Annotated in this window: 24 protein-coding genes; 17 read left to right on the plus strand and 7 right to left on the minus strand. The window is 60.6% G+C overall.

From position 1 onward, the window contains the following. The first annotated feature begins 7 nt into the window (after positions 1-7). The 10 genes from HPT27_RS02160 (at position 8) to HPT27_RS02205 (ending at position 10,353) form a co-directional block, all read left to right on the plus strand. Positions 8-901, plus strand: a complete 894-nt coding sequence (locus HPT27_RS02160) for an energy transducer TonB (RefSeq protein WP_172238297.1) — start codon at positions 8-10, stop codon at positions 899-901. Then, positions 898-1,494, plus strand: a complete 597-nt coding sequence (locus HPT27_RS02165) for a YqgE/AlgH family protein (RefSeq protein ID WP_172238300.1) — start codon at positions 898-900, stop codon at positions 1,492-1,494. Before HPT27_RS02160 ends, HPT27_RS02165 begins: the two co-directional genes overlap by 4 nt. Further along, entirely contained in the window at positions 1,487-2,512 is a 1,026-nt protein-coding gene (locus HPT27_RS02170) for a hypothetical protein (protein ID WP_172238303.1), read from the plus strand. The genes HPT27_RS02165 and HPT27_RS02170 overlap by 8 nt, the downstream gene beginning before the upstream one ends. Then, positions 2,505-2,948 (plus strand): Holliday junction resolvase RuvX, encoded by a 444-nt coding sequence (ruvX, locus tag HPT27_RS02175; protein WP_211197816.1) that lies wholly within the window; start codon positions 2,505-2,507, stop codon positions 2,946-2,948. Before HPT27_RS02170 ends, ruvX begins: the two co-directional genes overlap by 8 nt. Then, on the plus strand, positions 2,945-3,496 hold the full coding sequence (locus tag HPT27_RS02180) for a hypothetical protein (protein ID WP_172238306.1): 552 nt from the start codon (positions 2,945-2,947) through the stop codon (positions 3,494-3,496). Before ruvX ends, HPT27_RS02180 begins: the two co-directional genes overlap by 4 nt. Before the next feature lie 239 nt (positions 3,497-3,735). Beyond that, positions 3,736-5,343, plus strand: a complete 1,608-nt coding sequence (locus tag HPT27_RS02185) for an EAL domain-containing protein (RefSeq protein ID WP_172238309.1) — start codon at positions 3,736-3,738, stop codon at positions 5,341-5,343. Between the two features lie 377 nt (positions 5,344-5,720). Next, positions 5,721-6,992 (plus strand): efflux RND transporter periplasmic adaptor subunit, encoded by a 1,272-nt coding sequence (locus HPT27_RS02190; protein ID WP_172238312.1) that lies wholly within the window; start codon positions 5,721-5,723, stop codon positions 6,990-6,992. A gap of 66 nt (positions 6,993-7,058) precedes the next feature. Beyond that, positions 7,059-7,796, plus strand: coding sequence for an ABC transporter ATP-binding protein (locus HPT27_RS02195; RefSeq protein ID WP_172238315.1), 738 nt, complete (start codon positions 7,059-7,061; stop codon positions 7,794-7,796). Positions 7,797-7,805: 9 nt separating this feature from the next. Further along, positions 7,806-9,137 carry an ABC transporter permease gene (locus tag HPT27_RS02200; protein ID WP_172238318.1) on the plus strand — a complete coding sequence of 444 codons (1,332 nt, stop codon included), beginning with the start codon at positions 7,806-7,808 and terminating at the stop codon, positions 9,135-9,137. A gap of 10 nt (positions 9,138-9,147) precedes the next feature. Then, the gene (locus HPT27_RS02205; protein WP_172238321.1) at positions 9,148-10,353 is read left to right on the plus strand and encodes an ABC transporter permease; all 1,206 of its coding nucleotides are present in this window, start codon (positions 9,148-9,150) and stop codon (positions 10,351-10,353) included. A 38-nt stretch (positions 10,354-10,391) separates the two neighbouring features. On the opposite strand, the gene HPT27_RS02210 is transcribed toward HPT27_RS02205, so the two are convergent. From HPT27_RS02210 to HPT27_RS02225, 4 genes are all read right to left on the minus strand, one after another. Next, a complete protein-coding gene (locus HPT27_RS02210; protein WP_172238324.1) occupies positions 10,392-10,691 on the minus strand; it encodes a hypothetical protein in 300 nt (99 codons plus the stop codon). Positions 10,692-10,755: 64 nt separating this feature from the next. Next, on the minus strand, positions 10,756-11,253 hold the full coding sequence (locus tag HPT27_RS02215; protein ID WP_172238327.1) for a DUF4124 domain-containing protein: 498 nt from the start codon (positions 11,251-11,253) through the stop codon (positions 10,756-10,758). 128 nt (positions 11,254-11,381) lie between these two features. After that, complete coding sequence (locus HPT27_RS02220; RefSeq protein WP_172238330.1) at positions 11,382-12,515, minus strand: PilT/PilU family type 4a pilus ATPase; 1,134 nt, start codon at positions 12,513-12,515, stop codon at positions 11,382-11,384. Positions 12,516-12,746: 231 nt separating this feature from the next. After that, positions 12,747-13,781: a type IV pilus twitching motility protein PilT gene (locus tag HPT27_RS02225; protein ID WP_172238333.1), complete on the minus strand. Its 1,035-nt coding sequence runs from the start codon at positions 13,779-13,781 to the stop codon at positions 12,747-12,749. Between the two features lie 80 nt (positions 13,782-13,861). Between HPT27_RS02225 and HPT27_RS02230 the strand changes: the two genes are divergently transcribed. Continuing rightward, entirely contained in the window at positions 13,862-14,554 is a 693-nt protein-coding gene (locus HPT27_RS02230; RefSeq protein WP_172238336.1) for a YggS family pyridoxal phosphate-dependent enzyme, read from the plus strand. A gap of 7 nt (positions 14,555-14,561) precedes the next feature. Here the strand turns inward: HPT27_RS02230 and HPT27_RS02235 are convergent, their stop codons facing one another. Next, the gene (locus HPT27_RS02235; RefSeq protein ID WP_172238339.1) at positions 14,562-15,392 is read right to left on the minus strand and encodes a hypothetical protein; all 831 of its coding nucleotides are present in this window, start codon (positions 15,390-15,392) and stop codon (positions 14,562-14,564) included. A gap of 229 nt (positions 15,393-15,621) precedes the next feature. Here HPT27_RS02235 and proC point away from each other — a divergent pair, with 229 nt between their 5' ends. From proC to HPT27_RS02265, 6 genes are all read left to right on the plus strand, one after another. Further along, positions 15,622-16,473 (plus strand): pyrroline-5-carboxylate reductase, encoded by an 852-nt coding sequence (proC, locus tag HPT27_RS02240; protein WP_172238342.1) that lies wholly within the window; start codon positions 15,622-15,624, stop codon positions 16,471-16,473. A gap of 174 nt (positions 16,474-16,647) precedes the next feature. Further along, entirely contained in the window at positions 16,648-17,193 is a 546-nt protein-coding gene (locus HPT27_RS02245) for a YggT family protein (protein WP_172238345.1), read from the plus strand. 27 nt (positions 17,194-17,220) lie between these two features. After that, positions 17,221-17,478, plus strand: coding sequence for a DUF167 domain-containing protein (locus tag HPT27_RS02250; protein ID WP_328819963.1), 258 nt, complete (start codon positions 17,221-17,223; stop codon positions 17,476-17,478). Between the two features lie 235 nt (positions 17,479-17,713). Beyond that, positions 17,714-19,681, plus strand: a complete 1,968-nt coding sequence (locus tag HPT27_RS02255; protein WP_172238348.1) for a dynamin family protein — start codon at positions 17,714-17,716, stop codon at positions 19,679-19,681. A gap of 125 nt (positions 19,682-19,806) precedes the next feature. Beyond that, the gene (locus HPT27_RS02260; RefSeq protein WP_172238351.1) at positions 19,807-21,936 is read left to right on the plus strand and encodes a methyl-accepting chemotaxis protein; all 2,130 of its coding nucleotides are present in this window, start codon (positions 19,807-19,809) and stop codon (positions 21,934-21,936) included. Between the two features lie 89 nt (positions 21,937-22,025). Further along, positions 22,026-22,469, plus strand: coding sequence for a DUF4426 domain-containing protein (locus HPT27_RS02265; RefSeq protein WP_172238354.1), 444 nt, complete (start codon positions 22,026-22,028; stop codon positions 22,467-22,469). A gap of 152 nt (positions 22,470-22,621) precedes the next feature. Here the strand turns inward: HPT27_RS02265 and HPT27_RS02270 are convergent, their stop codons facing one another. Together HPT27_RS02270 and elbB are read right to left on the minus strand one after the other, a co-directional pair. Then, a complete protein-coding gene (locus HPT27_RS02270; protein ID WP_172238357.1) occupies positions 22,622-23,389 on the minus strand; it encodes a class I SAM-dependent methyltransferase in 768 nt (255 codons plus the stop codon). A gap of 105 nt (positions 23,390-23,494) precedes the next feature. After that, positions 23,495-24,148 carry an isoprenoid biosynthesis glyoxalase ElbB gene (elbB, locus tag HPT27_RS02275; RefSeq protein ID WP_211197817.1) on the minus strand — a complete coding sequence of 218 codons (654 nt, stop codon included), beginning with the start codon at positions 24,146-24,148 and terminating at the stop codon, positions 23,495-23,497. Between the last annotated feature and the right edge of the window lie 13 nt (positions 24,149-24,161).

The following is a 24,161-nucleotide window of genomic DNA, read 5'->3' on the forward strand; positions in this document are numbered from 1 at the left end:
CTGAGCCATGAGCACTGCTGCTGTCCTGCCTGCCGTCGAAACGCCGCAACCGAGTGCCGGTGATCGGATGGCATTTTCAGTGTTTCTGGCGGCTTGCCTGCATGCCCTGGTGCTGTTCGGCATCGGTTTTGTTGCGCCGGAATTGCTGAACCCGAAGCGGCCCATCACCCTCGATGTGATCCTCGCCTCCAGCTACAACGAGAAAAAACCGGAGCGGCCGGATTTTCTGGCGCAAGCCAATCAGGAAGGTGGCGGCAAAAGCAAAACCTCGAAACCACCACGCACCTCCAGTCAGGCGCAGATGCCGGCACCGGATCCGCGCCCGACCAGTCAGCCGGTGCAAGGCGGCCCGGCCCCGCAAACCGCCAAGCAGAAAATCCTGACCGCCAGCCAGGGGCCGCTGAAACAAAACGTCAACGAAGCAACGCCGGATATCAAACCGGGTGAGCAGTCGCTGGACACCGCGTCAATGATCGAACGCAGCCTGCAAATCGCCTCGCTGACGGCCGAGCTCGCTGCGCAGCAGGAACTGGAAGCGCGCGAACCCAAACGTCGCATCGTTGCGCCGAGCACGGCAAAAACCCAGGACGCCGCCTATCTCGACGGTTGGCGACGAAAGATTGAACGCATCGGCAATCTCAATTATCCGGAGGAAGCGCGCCGGCGTGCCCTGTTCGGTGAATTGGTGCTACGGGTCGATATCAACGCGGATGGCACCATCCGCGAGATCCGGGTGCTGGAGTCGTCCAAACAAAAAGTGCTCGACGATGCTGCCGTCCGCATCGTCCGCTTGGCCGCGCCATTCGCGCCACTGCCGCCGGAGATGCGCAAAGACACCGACATCCTGCAAGTGATCCGGCTCTGGCGGTTCGAGCCCGGCAATGGTTTCAGCGCGCAATGAGCCGCGAGCAAACAAACAAACCGACCGCCGAGGCTGATCGCGACGGCTATCTGGCCAATCATTTCCTGATTGCCATGCCATCGCTTGAAGATCCGAATTTTTCCCGCAGCGTCACCTGGATTTGCGAACACAACAGCGACGGTGCCATGGGTATTGTGATCAACCGGGCGTCTGACGTTTCGGTCGGTGAGCTGTATCAACATCTGGAGCTGCCGATCAGCACCCGCGATATCGAATCGCCAGTGTTGATTGGTGGCCCGGTGCAGACCGATCGCGGCTTTGTCATTCACCGGCCCGGCAGTGTCTGGATCAGCACCTGGCCGGTCAGCCCGGCGGCCAGCTTGACCACCTCAAAAGATGTGCTGCAGGCGATGGCGCAAGGCCTGGGTCCGGCCGATGCCTTCATTGCGCTCGGTTACGCGGGCTGGGGCGCCGGTCAACTCGAACAGGAATTGCTCGACAATGCCTGGCTGACCGTCGCCGCCGATGCCCGGGTCATTTTCGATGTCCCGCTCGAACAACGCTGGAATGAAGCAGCGAAATTGATCGGCATCGATATCAGTCGATTGTCGGGCGTAGCCGGGCATGGCTGAACCGAAACGGCGCTATCGCTGGGCATGGCTGGTTTTACTCAGCGCTGCGGCGGTTACGCTACTGCTGTGGCTTAAGGCCACGAGCGAAACGCCAGGACAGGACAAGGCATTGCCTGCGGAAACGCAGGCGGCAAGGTTGCCGAAGCCTGCTGACGACAACGCGCATGCCATTGCCGCTGCAGATGTCATTAACGAAAGTAATGACGTGGGTATCGACGATGCCGGCAAGCGCACGGCAGCGGTCGATTGCAGCGGCGATTTTGAAGCCTTGATTGGACAGTACCGGCCCGAATTGGCGCAGCGCTTGAAACGACTGGATGCGCAGCGCCGGTTTATCGAATCGACCGGTCCTTTTAACGACGCGTTTGGTGAACTCGGCAAGCTGAGTTATCCGGGCTACGAAAGCTACGACACGGACACCTTGCTGCGGCTCGGCAATAACGGGGATCAGGTGGCGAATGTGCTCTATTCAGCCCACCAACTCGAGCGCGATCTGAGCCAAACCGAATCGAACAGCAATGGCTTCAATGCCGTGCAATTCGAGCAATCGTTTCAGCGCCTGCAGCAGGCGCTGGAAGCAGGCCAGACCGGAGCGCTCTATCTGACGCAATATGTGCTGAAGCTGCGTGCGCTGCTGTCGAGCAAGCAAGTGCAGCACAACATGCCGCTGAGCAATCGGGCAGCGGTGGTCGAAGCGCAGGCATGGCAGCTGGCCACGGCACGCGTTGGCACGCTGGCCGAACGGGTCATCGCCCAGCATTTTGGCGACGCTCTCGACAAAGGCTCGTTTCAGCTGATGAACGACCAAGAGCGGCAGCAACTGAAACAGCGCAGCGAAGAATTGCTGCGCGGCACCTTGCGGAATTTGCAGCACCCCATCAGCGACGACGAACAGCAAGCCGAGGCGGCGCTGCGCGAGTTGTTTGCCCTGATCGAAGATCCGGCACTGGCGAGCTTGAATTGTCGTGATGGCCGCTCACTGCACAAGGCCATCAGCGAGACCTTTATCGATGACTGACAGCAAACCGGCGGTTCAACGCCTGATGGCCTTCGACTTCGGTCTGAAGCGGATCGGTGTCGCGGTCGGGCAACCGATCACCGGCACCACACAAATGCTGGCGCCAATCGCGGCCCGCGATGGCCAGCCCGATTGGGCCGTAGTCGAAAAACTGCTGAAAGAATGGCAACCGAATTTGTTGCTGATCGGTATTCCGTTGGCGATCGATGGCAGCGAATTGTCGGTGACAGCCAATGCGCGCAAATTCATGAATCGCTTGCATGGCCGCTTTGGTCTGCCGGTGCAGCCGGTTGACGAGCGGGTAACCAGCAAGGAAGCGCGCCAGCAATTGTTTGATTACGGCGGTTACAAAACCTTGAAGAACCAATCCGTCGACAGCCTCGCCGCCGAGTTGATGCTGCAGCAGTGGCTGCATGAACAATCGAGCCCGTCATGACGGGCTGGCAAGCACTCGAAACCCTCGCCGATGGCCGCCAGCTGTGGCGGGTACCAACCGCGCTGGCGGGGCAATTCGCGCCGGGGCAACGCTTGCAGGCTGGGCCAGCGGCACTGCCGATCCTGCGTGCCGATGCCGATGCGCTTCATGTCGTTGCACATTCGCCGCCAGCTGATGATTTCACGCTGCAGCTAACCGGTTCGGCGTTGGTGCTGGCGGAACCGGCATCGCTGTTGCTGGTAACGCACGATGACGGTTTGTTTGCTGCGCTGGCCTGGTTGTTCCGGCATCGGCGCAAAGTCGCGCCCGGCACACTGCGCTTGCTGGCGGTGTTCAACACGGCGTTGCCGTTCCGGCCACAACCCTCGCGCTACCTGACACCCATGCTGCCGAGCCATGTCACGGCCGCGTTGCCGCTACTCGATGACTGGCAGATTGTCAGCCGCATCGCGCATCCCGATGGCATGCCCGGCTGTTTTGACGGCGAACCGGAACAATTGATAGCGGCCTGGCAACAAGCTGGGGATCGGATCATGACAGTCGTGTAAGCGACTGCCGATACGCAGAAAAATTGCCGGACGAATTTCAACTACGCTTTGACGGCTGCCTTTTGCTGGGGCCGGAACCGTGACAGTAGTGACTGGGACAGGATGTCGTCATACCGTGAATGATGTGCTTCGGATTGATGTGAGTTGGCCCGCACCGCTTTGGCGCGAATTGCCGGCACTGACCGTACCGGCCTCAGTCCGGTCCGATCGGATGCCGCTATCCAGGTTAGCCGTACACCATGCCGCTTAATGCGAAGCGACTCAACGAAGCGCTGATTCAGCACGCCAATACCTGGACAGTGCTGGCCGGACTGCTGCTGTTCCTGCTGGTCAGTGCCGTCGCGCTGCTGATGATCGTCGCCATGGACATCAGCGGTACTCGCTCGCGCCATGTCGAAACCGCTGAGGTGGTGCAAATCCTGTTTGGTGAAGCCGGCAGTCTGCTGACCACGCTCAATAGCCAAGGTGCCGGCAACTGCACCCCGGACTATCTGGCCGGCATCAACCGCACCCTGTTTGAATACCGTTACATCCGCGATGTCGGCGTATTCAATGCCGACCATCAGCTGGTGTGCACGACCGGTCTCGGCACGTTGCAGTCGCCTTATGTCTTCCCGCCATCGGAATTTGTTTTTACCGACCGGACCACGCTGTATATCGATGTGCCGGTGTTTATCGGCGGCGGCAATATTCCGGCCACGCTGGTGCTGCGTGATCAGTTTGATTTGGTGATGGACCCTTACGTCACCCGGCAGATTTACGAATCGGTCGATGCCATCTGGATGAGTTTTGCCAGCGGCCCGAAGCTGCTGCAAGCGCGCGACCAGCGCCCGGAGGTGATTGCGGCGCTGCGCGCCTCCGCCTCGCAGCTGCAGGGTTTTGACAGTCTGTTGCTGCGCTCCTGGCAAGGTTATGAAGTGCTGACACCGGTTGGCGATTCGCGGGTGATTTTGCACAGCAGGATCAGCAGCCGTGAACTGCTGCAACGCAACCGGTTCTGGCTGCTCGGCAGCCTTGGGCTGGCTTTTTTTATCGGCCTGCTGACCGCCATCGCCGTGCGCCTGAAGCTGACGCTGTTGTCCGATATTGATCACCGCATTCGCTATCTCTGCGACGAAACCCATCTGATCTGTCATTACCAGCCCATCGTCAGTCTGGCCGATGGCCGCATCGTTGGCTGCGAAGTGCTGATGCGACTGAAAGACGGACCGCTGCTGCGCCACCCCGATGAAACGTTGCCGGCCATCCAGCGCAACAAACTGGAATGGCAGCTCGATCGCGCGGTCAGCAGCAAGGCGCTAGCTGAATTGTTGCCACGGCTGCCGGCCGGACTGCCGTTCAAGATTGCGATGAATTTCTTTGCCTATGATCTGAAATTCGAACAGATTGATGCCCTGCTGCGGCCGCAGCTGGCGCAAAGTGGCCGCGACGATCTGAAACTCTGCATCGAGTTTACCGAGTACGGCATCAGCGCCGAATTGATCGAACAGATCCCGAAACTGAAGCAGGCCGGCTATGCCATTGCCGTCGATGATTTCGGCACCGGCTATTCCAACCTGAATCTGGTCAAGCGGATCGCGCCGACCTATTTGAAGATCGACAAGTCGTTTGTTTTTGAAATGGAAGACGCATCGGTCAAATCGAATCTGTTGGCGGAAATCGTCAGCATCGCCCGCGCCTGCGGTGCCGAGACCATCGCCGAGGGCATCGAAAACCCCGAGCAGGCCAGCAAGCTGAAAGCGCTGGGCGTCCAGTTCGGTCAGGGTTTCTATTTTGGCAAGCCGGTGCCAGTCGACGCCTTTATCCGTCAGCTCGGTGACCCGAACGGGCGTCGGCCGGCGACCTGATGAGCGCCTGTCTCAGGCGCTGCTGGCGCTAGCAGAAATTACCCTAGACCCAGTCAGCAAGTCCGGACTGAATCCAGTCCAACCACACAGCCCCCCCCCTTCCAACACCACCAGTAACGCCAATTCCCCGCCGCATCGCACCGACCAAAACGCCTTTCTTTGCCCAGCCTCCAAACCATTTCCGAACCGGTTTCGTCAGAACCCCTAACACCCGCCCTGCGCCTTTTGCAGTGAAGAAAGCGTCAGCTCGCGGGTAATGGCCAGCAATCACCACGCGGATGCGTCTGTTCCGGCCGCCCCATCGGGCGGTCGCGGCCGACGCTTGCCCAAAAAAACCGCCCGGTGAGGCAAACCGTTCAGCAACAGGGGACCTGCAGATGATTCGTGATACCTCCGGCCAGGATGTGGTGCTGACCAGCGCCCCGACGCGCCGGAAGAAATTGGTACTGGCCGGCAGTCTGGTTGGCATCACCGTGCTGAGCACACTGGCCTGGCCGGCGTATGAACGCTGGTCGTCGGCCAGCATCAGTGTGCCGGCGGCGCGGCTGCGCTTTGGCGATGTCAGCGTCGGCGTGTTTGAACGCGATGCCGCGGTGCAGGGCAAGATTGTCGCGGCCAATTCGCCCACCTTGTACAGCTCGACCACCGGAACCGTAACGCTGCAGGTACAGGCCGGTGACAGCGTCACGATTGGTAGCTTGCTCGCCATCATCGACAGCCCGGAACTGCGCAACGAATTGGCGCGCGAACAAGCGACCTATGAATCGATGACCAGTGAACTCGGTCGTGCCCGCATCGAAGCCAAGCAAAAATTGTTCGAGGCCAAACGCCAGATCGATCTGGCCCAGGTCGCGCTGACCGCGGCCGACCGGGAAAAGCGCCGCGCCGATGACCCGCGGCTGTCACAAGCGCTGAGCAAGCTGGAATACGAGAAAGTGGCTGACGAACTCGACAAGGCCCGCATAACCTACGACAACGCCGTCGCCCATTACAAATTGTTGGAAGAGAGCACCGAGTTCGACGTCAAGACCAAGCAGTCGCAGCAAACCCGGCAGCGACTGGTCGCCGACAATTTGAAGCGGCAGGTGGAAGCGTTGCAGCTGAAATCGCCGGTCAATGGCATGGTCGGCACGATCCACATCGCCCAGAAAGCCGTGGTACCGATCAATACCAAGCTGATCACCGTGGTCGATCTGACCGCGTATGCCGCTGAACTCGATGTGCCGGAAAGCTACGCCGATGACATCGGCATCGGCATGGCCGCCGAAATTCAAATCAACGGCCAGAACTATCTCGGCAACGTCTCGGCAATTTCACCGGAAGTGCAGAACAACCTGGTCAAGACCCGCGTGCAATGGCAGGGCGAGACGCCGCCCAATCTGCGCCAGAACCAGCGGCTGTCGGCACGGGTGCTGTTCGAACGGCGCGAGCAGGTGGTGACCGTGCCGCGCGGCCCGTTCTTCGAAAGCGGCGGCGGTCGCATCGTCTACGTCGTTCAGGACGGCGTTGCCCATAAACGAACCATTCGCACCGGCGCCAGCAGCGTTGGCGCCGTCGAAGTACTCGAAGGCTTGCAGGTCGGTGAACGCATCATCGTGTCATCGACCAGCGATTTCAAAGATGCCGAATCGGTTCTGCTGAATGACTGAGCCACTGGCTACTTACTTTTCTGAACATCAACTGATTTGCCGCACAGCCGCCGCGAGGAGCACACCATGCTGAAGATGAATAACCTGAACAAGATTTACCGGACCGATCTGGTCGAGACCCATGCCCTGCGCCAGTTTCATCTGGAAGTGGGCGATGGCGAGTTCGTTGCAGTGACCGGCCCGTCCGGTTCCGGCAAGACCACCTTCCTGAATATCGCGGGCTTGCTGGAGACCTTCGATGATGGCGATTACCAGCTCGACGGCAAATCGGTAAAAGGCCTGAATGATCGTGAGCTGTCGCAACTGCGCAACGAAAAAATCGGTTTTATTTTTCAGAGCTTCAACCTGATCCCGGATCTGAGCATCTGGGACAACGTCGATGTGCCGCTGCGCTATCGCAAGTTCACTGCGGCCGAACGCAAAGAGCGCATTGATAACGCCTTGGCCAAGGTCGGCCTGTCGGCGCGCGCCAAGCATCTGCCCTCGCAATTGTCCGGTGGCCAGCAACAACGGGTCGCGATTGCCCGCGCGCTCGCCGGCTCGCCACGTTTCCTGCTGGCCGATGAACCCACCGGCAACCTCGACTCAACAATGGCCCGGCAAGTGATGGAGCTGCTCGAACAGATTCACGATGACGGCACCACCATCATCATGGTCACCCACGATCCGTCGTTGGCGAAACGCGCCCAGCGTCATATTCAGGTGCTCGATGGCCGGGTGTCGGACCTGCATATCGTCCGCGATCAAAACGAATCGAATCGTACTGCTGCTGCGGTCGCGGCTGTTGTCGCAGAAACAGCCTGAGGTAACGCCATGTTTCATTACTATCTACAGTTGGCGCTGAAGAGCTTGCGGCGCAATCCCATACTCAGCAGCCTGATGGTGCTGGCCATTGCCATCGGCATCGGCGCCTGCATGACCACGCTGACGGTGTACTCGCTGATGTCGGCCGATCCGATTCCGCAGAAAAGCGAGCAGTTGTTCGCGGTGCGGCTGGACAGCTGGGACCCGAACCAACCCTGGGACGAGCCAAACGAGCCGCCGCCGGAACTGACTTATCGTGACGCGATGGCCTTGATGCGTTCGGACATTCCGAGCCATCAGGCGGCAATGTACAAGGGCGCGTTTGCCTTGCAGCCGGATGACAAATCGGTGCCGGCCTATCTGGTGATGGGGCGGATCAGCTTTGCCGATTTCTTCACGCTGTTCGACGTGCCGTTCCAGTACGGCAGCGGTTGGGACAGCAGCGCCGACAAGGCGCTGAGCCAGGTCGTCGTGCTCGGCAAACGGGCCAATGACAAATTGTTTGGTGGCGAGAACAGCGTCGGCAAAACGGTGCGCCTGAACGACAAGGCCTACAAAGTCATTGGCGTGCTCGACACCTGGGATCCGTCGCCGAAATTCTACGACGTCAACAATGGCGCCTTCGACGATGCCGAAGATGTTTACCTGCCATGGGGCATTGCCGTGCCGTATCAGGTGCGCACGGCGGGTAACACCAATGGCTGGAAGCCGGAAGACATCGACACCTATGACAGCTTCCTGAATTCCGAGCTGGTCTGGATTCAGTTCTGGGCGCAGCTCGGGGGCTCTGATAAAGAAAGTCCCGCCGAGCAGAAAGCACGTTACCAGACCTTTATTGATAGCTATGTCAGCGAGCAGAAGAAGCTCGGTCGGTTCCAGCGGCCGCTGAACAACCGGCTGTCCGACGTCAACACCTTCATGGCCGAACGCGAAGTCGTTGGTGAAGACAATCGGGTGCTGGTCGGTCTGTCATTTCTGTTTTTGACGGTGTGCCTCATCAACATGATCGGGTTGCTGCTGGCCAAGTTTCTTGGCCGGGCACCGGAGCTCGCGCTGCGTCGCGCACTGGGCGCCAGTCAGTGGCAGGTGATGCAGCTGAATCTGGTGGAGGTCGCGCTGATTGGTGTGCTCGGTGGTCTGCTCGGTTTGCTGTTTGCCTGGTTTGGCTTGATCGCCGTGCGCGCGCTGTATGGCGACGGTTATGGCGCACTGACCTCGCTCAATGCCGGTCTGGCCATGCAAGCCCTGATCATCGCCATCGCCGCCAGTTTGCTGGCCGGTTTGTATCCCGCCGTTCGGGTCGGACGGCTCGCGCCGGCTGGCCTGCTGAAAGCCCAGTAAGGGGAACCTCATGGAATTGGGACCAATTTTTCGTGCGCTATTGCGCAACAAGACCGGCGCGATTTTGATCGCGCTGCAATGCGCGCTGACCTTGGCCATTGTCGTCAACGCGGTGTTCATCATTCAAAGCCGGATCGACAAGATGGGTCGACCGACCGGCATGGACGACGACAACCTGATCAGCGTCATGAGCATTGGCTTTGTCGATGACTTCAATGGCCAAACCACGGTCGACACCGATCTGGCGGCGTTGCGCGCGCTCGACGGTGTGGTCGATGCGACGCCGATCAATGCCATTCCGCAAAGTGGCGGCGGCAGCTCGTCGGGCTTCCGGGCAGTACCGGAAGAGCAAAAACAGGACACCGGTGCTTCGTACTACGAAGTGGATTCGCATGCGTTGAACACGCTCGGCCTCAAGCTGATCGAGGGCCGCAATTTCCGGCCGGAAGAACAGAAATACCTGCCGGAGCGCACGCTCGATTATCCGCGCGCCGTGATCATCTCGCAGGCAATGGCCAAGGAGCTATTCCCGAACGGTGGCGCGCTCGGCAAGACCTTGTATAGCGGCGCCAAGAATGCCTACGAAATTGTCGGCATCGTCGAACGGATGCAGGCGCCGTGGATCAACTGGCGCGGCTTTGAACGCACCGTGATGTTGCCACTGGTGACCACCGAAAAATACATGCGCTACATGATCCGGACCGAACCGGGCCGGCGCGATGATCTGATGCCGGTGATCGAGCAAACCCTGAACAAGCTGAACAACGGTCGCATCATCCGCGACGTCAAGGCACACAGCGACGTGGTCAAACGCGCCTATCAGGAAGACAAGGCGATGGCGATTCTGCTGGTCTCGGCCATTGGACTGATCGTGGCGGTGACCGCGCTCGGCATCGTTGGCCTGGCAACCTTCAGCGTCAACCGCCGGACCCGCCAGATTGGCACCCGGCGCGCACTGGGCGCCAGCCAGCAGGACATCCTGCGTTACTTCCTGACCGAGAACTGGCTGATCACCAGCGTCGGTGTCGTCGCTGGCATTGCGCTCAGCGTCGGCCTGAACATCTGGCTGGTCGAAAGCTATTCACTGGACAAGCTCGATTGGCGTTACCTGCCATTCGGCGCGCTGTTCATCTGGGCCTTGGGTTTGCTGGCAGTGTTTGCCCCGGCGCTGAAAGCGGCGCGGACACCACCGGCGATTGCGACCCGGACCGTCTGATTTCGCTGAGAAAAAACCGGGTGTTTCGCCCGGTTTTTTTATTGCTGCTGAACAACAAAGACGCGCGATGGCCGAAAGAAGCAATACAACGTGGCGAGCAGGAAAAGTGGCGTCGTCACACGGCAGTGACACGGCGCTTTTTCCTCGAGCAGGAGATCGACCGGAACCGACTTGCACCAATCCATTGACACCTGAATTCGGTGTTGGCCGGCGGGCAGCTCAAACGTTGCCATTGCCTGGCTGGCAACTGAGCCCACGTGTTTACCATCAATCCAGATTTTTAACGAACGAGCAAAACCGAAGTAGCCCCACGGTCGTTCGATGTTGAGAATTGCCAATACGGTCTCCTGAGGTTGCCGGTGAAATCCTGCGGGATTGCTCAGCGCGCGCCTGCCATGGCGCTCATGGAATCGCCTGCAGGATCGCTTCCTGCTTGTTCAGATAGTTGACCGCGCAGCGGTAGTCGCCAGCATTCTGAAACGCTTTCTGCGAGCCGGTCTTGGCATCGCGGTCGGCCGGATCGGCGGCCAGTTTGCGCTGGTGCATACGCAGCAGGGTTTCGGCATTTTCCTGTTCGGTTTGGTAGATGAGCCGCTGCGATTGCAAACGGTTCAGTGCCGCGGCAACCGACTCACCCGGTTGTCGGACAAAATTCAATTGCAGCTGACCGCAATACAGTTTGGTCGCCACTTCCCGCTGCACCACCGGACCGGCTTTCTTGCTTTCATCAACCACCAGCGCTTCGGCATTGGTGGCCGGTGGTCGATCGGTGAAAATGACGTTGCCGTTCTTGTCGACGGTTTTGTACAACATGGTGCCGCCGGCGTCGGCACTGCCAGCCAGCGCCGCGGCGAACACCAGCAGGCCACTCGCAATGCATTGGAAACCGCACTTCACCATGACATCGTCCTTGTTCGCTTGAATGGAGGGAATTGTACCGCTTGCCGCCGCCGCTGCCAGCCGGGCGATATCAGCGATAAAAAAAAGGGGCGCTGCCGCGCCCCCTTTTGCTGTCACGGCACAACCGTTTACAACCGTCGCTGGCCACCGCGACCTTCCAGTTGCAGGCCGCCCTGCACATCCATGTCGTGACCGACTTCGCCGCTGTCGAGTTTGATCAACAGGCGCAAATCGTTGGCCGAGTCGGCATGATGCAACGCGTCTTCGTAGGTGATCTCGCCAGCCTTGAACAGCTTGAACAGCGCCTGATCGAAGGTCTGCATGCCGAGCTCGTTCGAGCGCTTCATGATTTCTTTCAGCAGATGCACTTCGCCCTTGCGGATATGGTCGCTGACCAGTGGCGTGCCGAGCATCACTTCAATGGCGGCCCGGCGGCCGGCGCCATCCGGCGTCGGGATCAGTTGCTGCGCGACAATACCCTTGAGGTTCAGTGACAGATCCAGCAGCACCTGATTGTGTTTTTCTTTCGGGAAGAAATGCAGGATGCGGTCGAGTGCCTGGTTGGCGTTGTTGGCGTGCAGCGTGCACAGCGCCAGGTGGCCGGTTTCGGCAAACGCAACCGCATAATCCATGGTCTCGGCCGAGCGGACTTCGCCGATCAAAATCACGTCCGGCGCCTGCCGCAAGGTGTTCTTCAGGGCGACTTCGAAAGAATCGGTATCGATACCGACTTCACGCTGGGTGACGATACACTTTTCATGCTGGTGGATGAATTCGATCGGGTCTTCGATGGTGATGATGTGGCCGGTCGAATTGCGGTTGCGATAGCCGATCATCGCGGCCAGCGAGGTCGACTTACCGGTGCCGGTGGCGCCGACGAAAATGACCAAACCCCGTTTGGTCATCGCCAGCTGCTTCAACACTTCCGGCAGCTTCAGCTGTTCCAGCGTCGGAATGGTGGTTTCGATGCGGCGCAGCACCATGCCAACGTTGTTGCGTTGCTGGAAGGCGCTGACCCGGAAGCGGCCAACGCCGCTGGCCGAAATCGCGAAGTTACATTCCTTGGTGCGGGCAAAATCGCGCCGCTGCTCTTCGTTCATGATCGACAGCACGACTTCGCGGGCCTTCTCGGCCGACAATTCCTTTTGCGTGACCGGCACGACCTTGCCGTTGATTTTCATGCACGGTGGCACGCCGGACGTGATGAACAGGTCCGAGGCTTTTTTGCTGACCATGAACTTGAGCAGGCCTTCAAAATCCATTGCGTCATCCTCCGTGCGGCAAGCGGGCTGCGGGGTCAGCGCAGCTTGCGCACTTGTTTTGGTCTTGCCGAAATGAACCGACCGCCGCTCGACCGGGTCGAGCTCGGCTGTCGAAATCAGGCGGCGGCAGTGTAGCGGCGGCGCAGGTCACACTTGCTTCTGGTCGCTGGCATTGCGAACCGGTTCTCACTCGGCGCTGCCAGCCACCACAAGGCAACCAGTGCCAGCGGCTTAAAAGTCTTCTTTTGCCTTGGCTTTCTCGCGAGCATCCTGGCGCGTGATCAGACCTTTCTGAATCAGCTCTTTCAGCGTTTGATCCAGCGTCTGCATGCCGAACTGGGCACCGGTCTGGATGGCGCTGTACATCTGCGCGACTTTGTCTTCGCGGATCAGGTTACGAATGGCCGGGGTGCCGATCATGATCTCGTGCGCGGCGACCCGGCCGCCGCCGATTTTCTTCAGCAGCGTTTGCGAGATGACCGCCTGCAGCGATTCCGACAGCATCGAGCGGACCATCTGCTTTTCCGCCGCCGGGAACACGTCGATGACCCGGTCGATGGTTTTGGCGGCCGAGGTGGTGTGCAGCGTGCCGAACACCAAGTGGCCGGTTTCGGCAGCGGTCAGCGCTAGCCGGATGGTTTCCAGATCGCGCATTTCGCCAACCAGGATGATGTCCGGATCTTCCCGCAGCGCCGAGCGCAGGGCTTCGTTGAAGCCGAGCGTGTCGCGGTGCACTTCGCGTTGGTTGACCAGACATTTCTTCGATTCGTGGACGAATTCGATCGGGTCTTCGATGGTCAGGATGTGGTCGTATTTGTTTTCGTTGACGTAGTTGACCATGCCGGCCAGCGTGGTCGATTTGCCGGAGCCGGTCGGGCCGGTCACCAGCACCAGACCACGCGGCTTCATCGACACTTCTTTGAACACGGCGGGCGCGTTCAATTCTTCCAGCGTCAGCACCTGCGACGGAATGGTCCGGAACACCGCGCCAGCGCCACGGTTCTGGTTGAAGGCGTTGACCCGGAACCGGGCCACACCGGGCAATTCAAACGAGAAGTCCGTTTCCAGAAACTCTTCGTAATCCTTGCGCTGCTTGTCGTTCATGATGTCGTAAACCAGACCATGAACCATTTTGTGATCAAGCGGCGGCACGTTGATGCGGCGGACATCGCCATCGACCCGAATCATCGGCGGCAGGCCGGACGACAAATGCAAGTCGGATGCGCGATTCTTGACGCTGAAGGCGAGCAGTTCGGTAATATCCATCGACTGATCCGAATCCCTTAAGTCTGGGAAGGTTGGTTAGGAATGTTATTGATTTGAAACCCGGAGGATCACAATAGCGCATGGCCGCGTCTTTGGCATCCCGTCTGACCGACCTGCACGCCCGGATTGCCGATGCCGCCCGGCAGGCCGGCCGCGATCCGCGCAGCATCCACTTGCTGGCGGTCTCGAAAACCCAGCCGGCCAGCGCCATCCTGAGCGCCTATGACGCCGGCCTGCGGGCGTTCGGCGAAAACTACGTTCAGGAAGCGCTGAGCAAGCAGCCGCAATTGCCGGCCGATATCGAATGGCATTGCATCGGCCCGCTGCAGAGCAACAAGAGCAAACCGGTCGCTGAGCACTTTGCCTGGTGCCAGAGTGTCGACAGCCTGAAGCTGGCCGAACGGCTGGCCCGGCAACGGCCGGCTGGCCTGCCGGCGCTGAATGTCTGCCTGCAACTGAACGTCGGCGCCGAGGTCAGCAAAAGCGGGATTACGGCGGCGGAAGCCGGTGCCCTGGCCGAAGCCGTTGCCGCACTGCCGGGCCTTCGCCTGCGCGGTCTGATGACCATTCCGCCGCCCAGCGATGATCCCGGCCAGCAACGGCGCTGGTTCGCCGAAGCGCGCGGTTGTTTCGAGGCGCTGCAGCGACAGCACCCCAGCCTCGACACACTCTCGATGGGCATGTCCAGCGATCTGGAAGCGGCTATCGCCGAAGGCAGCACGCTCATCCGCATCGGCACGGCGCTGTTTGGTGCTCGGCCGCCGACCCGCTGAACCGGGCTCAAAACTGCCAGCGCAAGCCAATCCCGACGGTTTCGCGTTGATCGAACATCAACCGGTTCGGCAATTCCTGATGGTCGCGATAGCGCAAAGCGAAGCGGCCCAGTTCGCCATACAGCGTCAGGTCCGAATACCGCCATGCCAGCGCCAGCGCCCAGTCATCCACCGCAAGGAAATGCGCGGCCCGGTAGCCACGCCGACCGGACAGCTGCAACTGCAGCCGATCGGTTAGCGCATAGCGCAGTTCAAGCCCGGCCTGCAGACCCTTGCTGCCGTAGTCGCGGTGAATCCGGTCGGATTCAAGGCGGTTCTCGACACGGGTTTCGTTACTGATTTCGTTACTGGCTTCGGACTTGGTTTCGGCGCGGGTTTGGTTTTGGGTTTGGGTTTGGCCGCTGTCGACATCAAGCTGAAAATCGAAGTCGAAACCGATCAGCGCCAGCTGCCACTCGACTTGCCACGTTGGCCCGGTCCAAAGCGGACGGCCGGCACCGGCGCTGTACCAGTCAAACTGCAGGGCGCTGTCGACCGTGCTGCCGGCCGGAATCGGCACGCCCCAACTGATCAGATCCTGCTGCAAGGTCTGGCGACCATCGAGCCGGACCCGCTCTGCCTGCAACTGCCAGTTGAACGCCGCAGCCGGTCCGCGCAGGGCGAGCCGCGGCCGATGGGCATCGTTGTAACCGAGCTCAGCAAAATCCGGCCGCGCCAGACTGGAACTGCCGGGCTGACCGCCGGCCGGGGTCTGGCTGTAACCGGCAACCTCGCCACGACGCCAGCTGAAATCCAGTTCGGCTGCCGCCGCTGTTGTCATGATCATGATGATGGCCATGATCGCCATCGTCACGATGGATGCGACAGTTGTAGCGGCAATCACAACGCCGGCACTAACCCGTCGCAAACACCGCCCGCGCTTGTTCATCCGTTTGTCCGCCGCCAGATACGGTCTCTGGGAACATAGTTGGCCGGTTTTACCAGTGCTTGCCGCAAGCTCGCCAGCGACCGCGGCTTTCTGCGATAGTGCCGCACTGCCAGCAGCCACTACACGCACCGCCACTCTCATGACTCAACCCGCTTCCCTCGCCCACCAGCGCATTGCCATTCTTGGCTGCGGCAGCCTTGGCGAAAGCCTGCTGGCCGGCCTGCGCGAACGCGGCCATCCGGCCGCGCTGCTCAGCGCCAGCAGCCGGCGGCCGGAACGCCGGCAGGCATTGGCCGAGCGCTACGGCATTGCAACCGCCGCCGACAATGCAGCGCTGGCCGCCGTCGCGGATATCATCGTACTGGCGGTCAAACCGAAGCAAATGGCCGAATTCTGTCGTGATCTGGCGGCGATCCCGCTCACTGGCAAGCTGTTGGTGTCGGTCGCAGCGGGCATCCGCACCGATCAGCTGCAGCGCTGGTTGAGCGCCGCCTCCGACGCACCGCTGGCGATTGTCCGCAGCATGCCGAATACCCCGGCCGCGCTGGGTCTGGCCGCAACCGGGCTCTACGCCGACCGCGGCGTCAATGCCAGCCAGCGCGCACTGACCGACCAGCTGTTCGCGGCCATCGGCCGCTCGGTCTGGCTCGAAGACGAAAGCTTGATGGATCTGGTCACCGCGATTGCCGGCTCCGGCCCGGCCTATTACTTCGCGATCATGGAAGCCATGTTGGCCAGCGCAATCGCACAAGGCATGCCGGCCGCAACCGCCGATCTGCTGATCCGGCAAACCGCACTCGGCGCCAGCAGTCTGGCGACAGCGACGACCGCACCGGCGCTGGCCGAGTTGCGCCAGCGGGTCACCTCACCGGGCGGCACCACCGAAGCGGCATTGAAGACTTTGGCGGCGCACGACTTGGCTGGCATCATGGACACCGCGCTGCGGGCCGCCGTTGCCCGTGGCAAGGAACTGGCCGCCGCCAATGATTGAAATGCCAGTGATTGACCTGATGTTGTGATCAACGATTTGATGCGTTGATGTCGAGTTATTGAGTTGTCGCGTTGTCATGTCGTGGCCGCTGAGTTATCGCGTAACCGATGTGTCGTGGCTTAGCCGTGGCATCACCCCGTTTTCTCTTTTTTGCAGCCGAGCACCGAAACCAACATGAGCCCGTTCCAGATCCTGGCGTTTTTGTTCAATCTGTTCATTTACGTGGTGCTGCTGCGGTTTTTGCTGCAGCTGGTCCGGGCCGATTTTTACAACCCGCTGTCGCAATTTGTCCTGAAAGCGACCCAGCCGGTGCTGAAGCCGCTGCGCCGGATCATCGGCGGTGCCGGTGGCATCGACTGGTCGTCGCTGCTGCTGGCCGCAGCGCTGGTGCTGCTGCGCAATTACCTGTTCGGCAGCGCGATGGCCTATCAACTGGGCATGTGGCTGGCGCTGCCCTTTGATCTGACCTTGCTGATGATCGACGTGCTGATCGTCAGCCTGTTTGGCCGGATGCTGCTGTCCTGGGTCGATCCGTACCAGGGTCATCCGATGCAGCGGCCGCTGGTGCAACTGACCGAACCGGTGATTCGGCCGTTCCGCCGCATCATTCAGCCCATTGGCGGCTTTGATCTGGCGCCGATGTTCGGCCTGCTGCTGTTGTACCTGCTGATCTGGGCGGTCAACAGCCTGCCGTTCTGGCTGCGCTCCTTGCTGGCCTGACGTCTGCCTGCCCGCGCCGACCCTCCGGTGAAACTGGCCATTCATGTCCAGCCTCGCGCCAGCCGCAATGCCATAGTCGGTTGGCACGGCGATGCGCTGAAGGTGGCGCTGACCGCGCCGCCGGTCGAAGGTGCCGCCAATGCTGCGCTGATCGCGTTTCTGGCCGAGGCCTTCGGGCTCAAGCGCAGCCAAGTCAGCCTGGTCCGTGGCGATAGCAGCCGGCACAAACTGGTCGAGCTGGCTGCCGATGAGGCTGCCATCAACGCCCGACTGCCACCACGTTAGACAGGGATGCCCGGCCGGCACGCTCGCCCTGCAGCAAGCACCCTCTACAAAATGCTACAGACGGGCCAAAAGTGGCTTGGCATGATGCCGACGTACTGAAAAGTGTCCTTTTTTTTGCCCGTCGGACGCTATGCCCCGACCAAAGGCAGACGCAGTTCATTGATTTACCGCCGACACTTGGTACACTTTTTAACCATTGGCCGAAAAAGGCCTCCCGCAGTGGCAGAACCCCAATATGACCAGCCAGTTGTTTTCCCGCGAAGTTGAATCCTTCGCGCTGTGGAAGGCTCAGATCTCCAAAGACATCCGCGCCTATCGGCTGTGGCTGCGCCGCAATAACCTGTTTTCGCCGGAAAGCGACCTGCGGCTGTACCACCTGCTGGAAACGCTGCGCTCGGATTACGTGACCATCGCCTTCGCCGGCGAGTTCTCCCGCGGCAAGACCGAACTCATCAACGCCATTTTCTTCTCCGGCTTCGGCCAGCGCATCCTGCCGTCGCAAGCCGGCCGCACCACGATGTGCCCGACCGAGCTGTTCTACGACCGCGATACCCGCACCTCCTATCTGCGGCTGTTGCCGATCGAAACCCGGCTGACCGACGTCACCATCGCCGATTACCGGACCATGCCCGGCCAATGGGTCGAAATCCCGCTGATGGCCGACAACCCGGCCGAAATGGCCCGGGTCATGATGAGCATCACCGAAACCAAGACCGTGCCGATTGACGACGCGATTAAGCTCGGCTTCAAACCCGAGCGGCTCGATGTCAGCGAAACCGATCCGAACAAGGTCGAGATCCCGGCCTGGCGCCATGCTCTGGTGTCGTTCCCGCACCCGCTGTTGCAACAGGGTCTGTGCATCCTCGACACCCCGGGCCTGAACGCGCTCGGTTCGGAACCGGAACTGACCCTGAGCCTGCTGCCGCAAGCACAGGCCGTGGTGTTTGTACTGGCTGCCGATCAAGGCGTCACCGCCTCCGACATGGCGATCTGGGAAGAGCACGTCGCGCAACTGAAAGACCGGCCGAATCTTGGCCTGTACGCCGTGCTGAACAAGGTCGACACGCTCTGGGACGAACTCGATTCGCGCAAGAAAATCGAAAAAGCGCTCGGCCGGGTTCTGCGCAGCACCTCGCGCCATCTCGGTTTGAAAGAAAGCGACATCATTCCGGTCTCGGCCAAGCAAGGTCTGCTCGCCAAAGTGCGGGAAGATCAGGCACTGCTGCTGCGTTCGCAAATTCTCGATCTGGAAAAACTGCTGTCCGATGCCGTGCTCGGCAATCGCCGGCAAGCCTTGTGGCAAGGCGTGGTACAAGAAGCCGCTGCCCATATCGAAGACAGTTTGCAAGTGCTTGGCGGTCGCCACACCCAGATTGAACAGCAAGCCAAGGAACTGGAGCAGCTGCAAGGCCAGAACCACGGCCAGCTGGTGCAGATGGTCAAATCCGCACAGGCCATGCAGAACGAATTCCGCCGCAAGCATCTGGCGCTGACGCCGTCGCAGCGCTTGATGGATCGGCAGGCGCAGATTCTGCTCGACTTGATCAACAACGATGTCATCGGCAGCTTGATCGATCGGACCCAGAGCCGGCTGGTCAACGCCCACACCACCGTTGGTCTGGTCCGCGCGATGCGGGAATTTTTTGCCGAGATCGATGCCATTGTTGGCGATCTGTCGCACCAGGCCGAGTTGTCGAACCGGATGGCAGAATCGATTTACCGCAAATTTGAATCCGAGCACGGGCTGAACAAATTCGAACCTCGGCTGTTGCCGGCGCGCGGTTTCCGCCGGCGGCTGCAGGAATTCATTCATGACGCCGACGAATTGCCGCGCCTGATGCAAATTGCGCTGACTTTCGAGTCGGTCTCGGTGCGCCGGTTCTTCAATACCACCGTTTCGCAAATCACCCAGTTTCTGCAGGCGGTGCGCCGCGAGCTGGTCAGCTGGGGCCAGAACGTGTTGGCGCCGCTCGGCCAGCAGTTGCAATCGCAGCGGGCACTGGTCGAGCAACATTTGGAGCAGTTGGAGCTGATGCAGAAATCGGGCGCCACCGCGGCCGGTCGCATCCGGGCACTGCAAACCCTGCAACGCGATCTGGGCGGCGAACTGGCCAGCGGCCGCGAACTGCTGCAGTCGCTGCGCTCGCCGCCACCGGAAGCCGAAGCCAGCAACGTGGTCGAGTTCGCCCGCGCCCGGCGCTGAACCCGGCTCGTCAACAGACCTGAAAAACCCGGCCTCGGCCGGGTTTTTCATTGCCGCCACCGGTCAATCCGAACCGCCGGACTATGCTTGCAGCACACGGCCTTCCGCTGTAGGTGCTCGCCATCATGGCTACCCGGCAATCCATCCTGACCCGCATGCTGTTGTGGAATAGCGTTGGCCTGTTGGCCGCCATCGGCGTGATCATCCTGTACAGCGTCTACGCCGCCCAGCGCAGCCAGGACGCCACCCGCGAGCATGTGCTGCCGCTGGTCCAGACCAGCACCGAGCAACAACTGGTGCTGGAGGCGCAGAAGATCAGCGCCAAGCTGGCCGGTCTGCTCAGCACCGGCGAACACCAGACCGAAGCGCTGGCAACCCAGGCGCTCCGGCTGCAGGCGAACGGCGGCGCCAATGTCCGCGCCGAACTCAGCCAGCTGGCGCATGCGGTTGCCGAAGCGCATCCGGAATTTGTCGGCACCAGTCTGGTGTTCGAACCCAATGTGCTCGATGGCAGCGACAGCAAGCACATCGGCGATACCGGCAATGGCAGCAATGATGTCGGTCGCTTTGCCGATTACTGGGCGCGCAGCGAAGGCGGCAAATTGGTTCACGAACCGATCGGCGAAATTTATCAGACCGATACCACCATGCAGGCCACCGGCGATCGCAATGCCGAGTGGTACCTGTACCCGAAAGAACAGAAGAAAGTCGTTCTGGTCGAGCCCTATCTGTATCCGATTGGCAACCAGCAGGTGATGATGACCACTCTGGCCCGGCCGATGCTGCGCAATGGCCAGTTTGTCGGCGTCACCACCACCGATTTGCAGGTCGGCTTTCTGCAGCAACTGATCGAAGACGGCAACCGCAATATCTTCGATGGCAAAGGCAGTATCGCGCTGGTTGCGCGCAAAGGCAGCGTGGTGGCGATGAGCGGCAAGACCGATGCGCTGATGAAAAACATCGACAGCATCTGGCCGGAATCCAGCCGTGGCGTCAAAGAAACGTTTGATCGGCGCAGTCCCGGCTTCTGGCGCAACGACGCGGAAGATTTGATCGAAGCGGCCATTCCAATCGATGTTGCCGATGGCGCCACCACCTGGCTGATGCTGCTGCGGGTGCCACGCAGTGTCGCCGAAGCCAATCTGATCGCACTCGACAACAGGCTCGACAGCCTGCGCTGGCAGAACACGCTCGGCCAATTGATTGCAGGTTTGATCGTCGCCATCGCCGCCATCGGTCTGCTCTATGTGCTGGCCAAGCGGCTGACCCAACCGATCGTGCAAATCACCCGCAGCCTGCATGATGTTGCCGAAGGCGAAGGCGATTTGACCACCCGGCTGGCGGAAACCGGCAACGACGAAGTGACCGAGCTCGCCCATTCGTTCAACGTTTTTCTCGGCAAATTGCAGACCCTGGTTGGCGACATCAAGAATTCAGCCAGTGCCGTTGAACAAGGCGCTGATGCCACCGCCAAGGTCTCGCAACAAACCAGCGGCGGCATCAATACCCAGCAGAACGAACTCGATCAGGTGGCGACGGCAGTGCACGAAATGTCGGCCGCCATTCAGGAAATTGCCGGCAGCGCCCAGCAGGCCGCCAATGCCGCCGGCGAAGCGACCCAGGCCGTCAACGTCGGCCGGGATCGGGTGCAGGCGGCGGTCAGTGAAGTCAGCCGGCTCGCCGGTGAAATCGAATCGACCGCCAATGTGATCCGGCAACTGGAACAACAGAGCGGCCAGATTGGCACCATTCTCGATGTCATCCGCAATATCGCCGACCAGACCAATCTGCTGGCGCTCAATGCCGCTATCGAAGCGGCGCGCGCCGGTGAACACGGTCGCGGTTTCTCGGTGGTCGCCGACGAAGTCCGGACACTGGCCTCGCGCACCCAGAATTCGACCCAGGAAATCCAGCATATGATCGAAGCGCTGCTCGGCGGCACCAGTCAGGCCGTCGCCACGATGCAGCGCGGCAAGGAACGGGTCGAGACCAGCGTGCAGCGCGCCGAAGCCGCTGGCGAGTCCTTGCAGGCGATTGTCAACGCGGTACAGCGCATCAACGACATGAACACCCATATCGCCACGGCCGTCGAAGAACAGAGCACGGTCACCAATGAAGTGAGTCGCAACATCACCGTCATTGGTTCGGTCGCCAACGAGCTGGCCGCCGCCTCGTCCGGTGCCAGCCAGACCAGCAGCCAGCTGTTGGCCGAAGCGGCCCAGCTGAATCGGCTGGTCGGCCGGTTCCGCACCTGAAACCGTTTCGTCAACGCGTACGGAGGTCTACACTTAGCCGACCGGCTGTCCGACCTGACCAACGCTCAACCCGGGCTGGAGGATTCATTATGTGGCGTCACATCCTGACTGCTGTTGCCGTGCTGGCTGCTGTGCTCGGCACTGGCAGTGTCGCCGCCGAACAAGTGCAGGTGTTCGGTGATTACGAAGTACATTACAACGCGCTCAACAGCAGCGCCCTGAGTCCGGCCATTGCCAAGCAATACGGGCTGACTCGCGGCGGCAACCAGGGTCTGATCAATATCGCCGTGCGCAAACGCGATGGCAAAGACGGCACGGCCGTCGCCGCCAAAGTCAGCGGTGACGTCAAGAACCTGCTGTCGCAGCGCAATACGCTGAGCTTCAAAGAGATCAAGGAAACCGGTGCGGTTTATTACATCGCCACGTTCCGCTTTGATGACAAGGACACGCTGACCTTTGAACTGAATGTCCAGCCGGATGGCGACAACAGCAGCTACCCGCTGACGTTCAATCAGACGCTGTGGGTGCAATAAACGGTCGCTTTCGCTCGATAAAAAAGGCCAGCGTTTTCGCTGGCTTTTTTTTTTGCTGTCGCGTCCTCTTTTGCCGTTGCTTCTTCTCTTGCTGTCGCTGGTTTTTTTGCCATCGCCGCGGTATCCGCGTCGCAACAATCTCACGCACGCGCTCAGGGCGCCGGCGGATAGATATCAAACCGGTTGGCGCCGGCCGGCAATGCGCCGCTCGGCGCGACGCCGGCCAAAGGCGGCGCGTAATCGGGCCGCTTGACCACCACCCGTTGCCGGGCGACTCGCCGCGCCGGTGCCAGCAACTCATCGCCCAAACCGGCTTCGGTCAGCCGCTGCAAAATCTGCATGTCTTTTTTGACTTTGGCGCGGCCGGGTCGTGGCGGGAACATCGGATCGAGATAGATCACATCGACACTGCCGGGCGCAGCCGTGGCCAACCACCGTGCCGTGTCACCGTGTTGGTAATCGAGACGCGCCAGCGTCGCGCGCAGGGCCTCGTTCTGATCGCGCGCGGCGCAGTGGCTGGCATGGCTGAGCGCGTGACTGACCAATGCGGCAATGATCGGATGTTGTTCGCGGGCGATCACGGTGCAGCCCGCTGCCGCCAGCACAAAACTGTCGCGGGCCAAACCGCCGGTGCCATCAAACACGGTCGGCGCATTGGCATTCTTGCCCCAGACGGCCCGCACCACCGGCTCGCCACGACCACCCCCGTGCTTGCGTCGCCAGTCGAGCACGCCGTTCACAAAATCCGGTTGCAGGCGCACCGTTTCGCCATCGATCTGCGCCCGCAGGCAGAGCGTGTCAGCAAGCTCCAGCGTGAAGTCGGCGCTGCCAAGCGGTAGTTGCAACTGTTCGGCGAGCGCCGCGGCGGCCGCTTGAAAATCCAGCGATTGCGCGTGCACCGCGAACAGGGGGGAAGGCATCAACGCTGAAGTGATCCGTAGAGTTTTGTGGGAGCGGGCTTGCCCGCGGTCTTTGACGATAGCATCAGCGAAACCATCGCGAGCAAGCCTTGTTACTGCAAACAATTATTTGATCAGGGCAAGTGTCGCCTTGACCGCTTTTTCGATTCCGTCAGCCGCTTCGCCGATGTTTTGCGCCAGCATGTACGCTGGCGTCGACACGATCTTGCGTTGCTCGTCGACGACAAATTCGCGCACCGGGCAACTGACATGCACACCGCCCATTTGTTCGATGGCGGCGGCGGTATCGGCATCGGTGCCGATGGTGCCGCGGGCACCGTCGCCATAAATGCGCGGAATCATGGCCGGCGCTATGCAGACAAAACAAACCGGTTTGCCGGCCTCGGCAAAGGCCCGGGCAAACTTCAGCACGTCCGGCTGCACGCTGCAGTCGGCGCCTTTGAAGGCAAAATCACAGAGGTTTTTCGCGGCGCCAAAGCCACCGGGGAAAAACAGCGCCGCGTAATCGCTCGGATTGGCCTTGGCAATATCGACAATGTCGCCGCGGGCGATGCGCGCAGCTTCGACCAACACGTTGCGCGTTTCGCCAGCGCTCGGCTGGCCACTCAGGTGATTGACCACATGCGCTTGGGCGATATTGGGTGCCAGGCATTGGTACGCGACGCCGGCGCGAGCCAGCGCCAGCATGGTCAGCACGCTTTCGTGAATTTCGGCGCCGTCATAGACGCCGCAACCGGACAGGACGATGGCCACTTTCATGATGCTTGCTCCG

The organism is Permianibacter fluminis, assembly GCF_013179735.1.
GTDB classification, from domain to species: Bacteria; Pseudomonadota; Gammaproteobacteria; order Enterobacterales; family Permianibacteraceae; genus Permianibacter; species Permianibacter fluminis.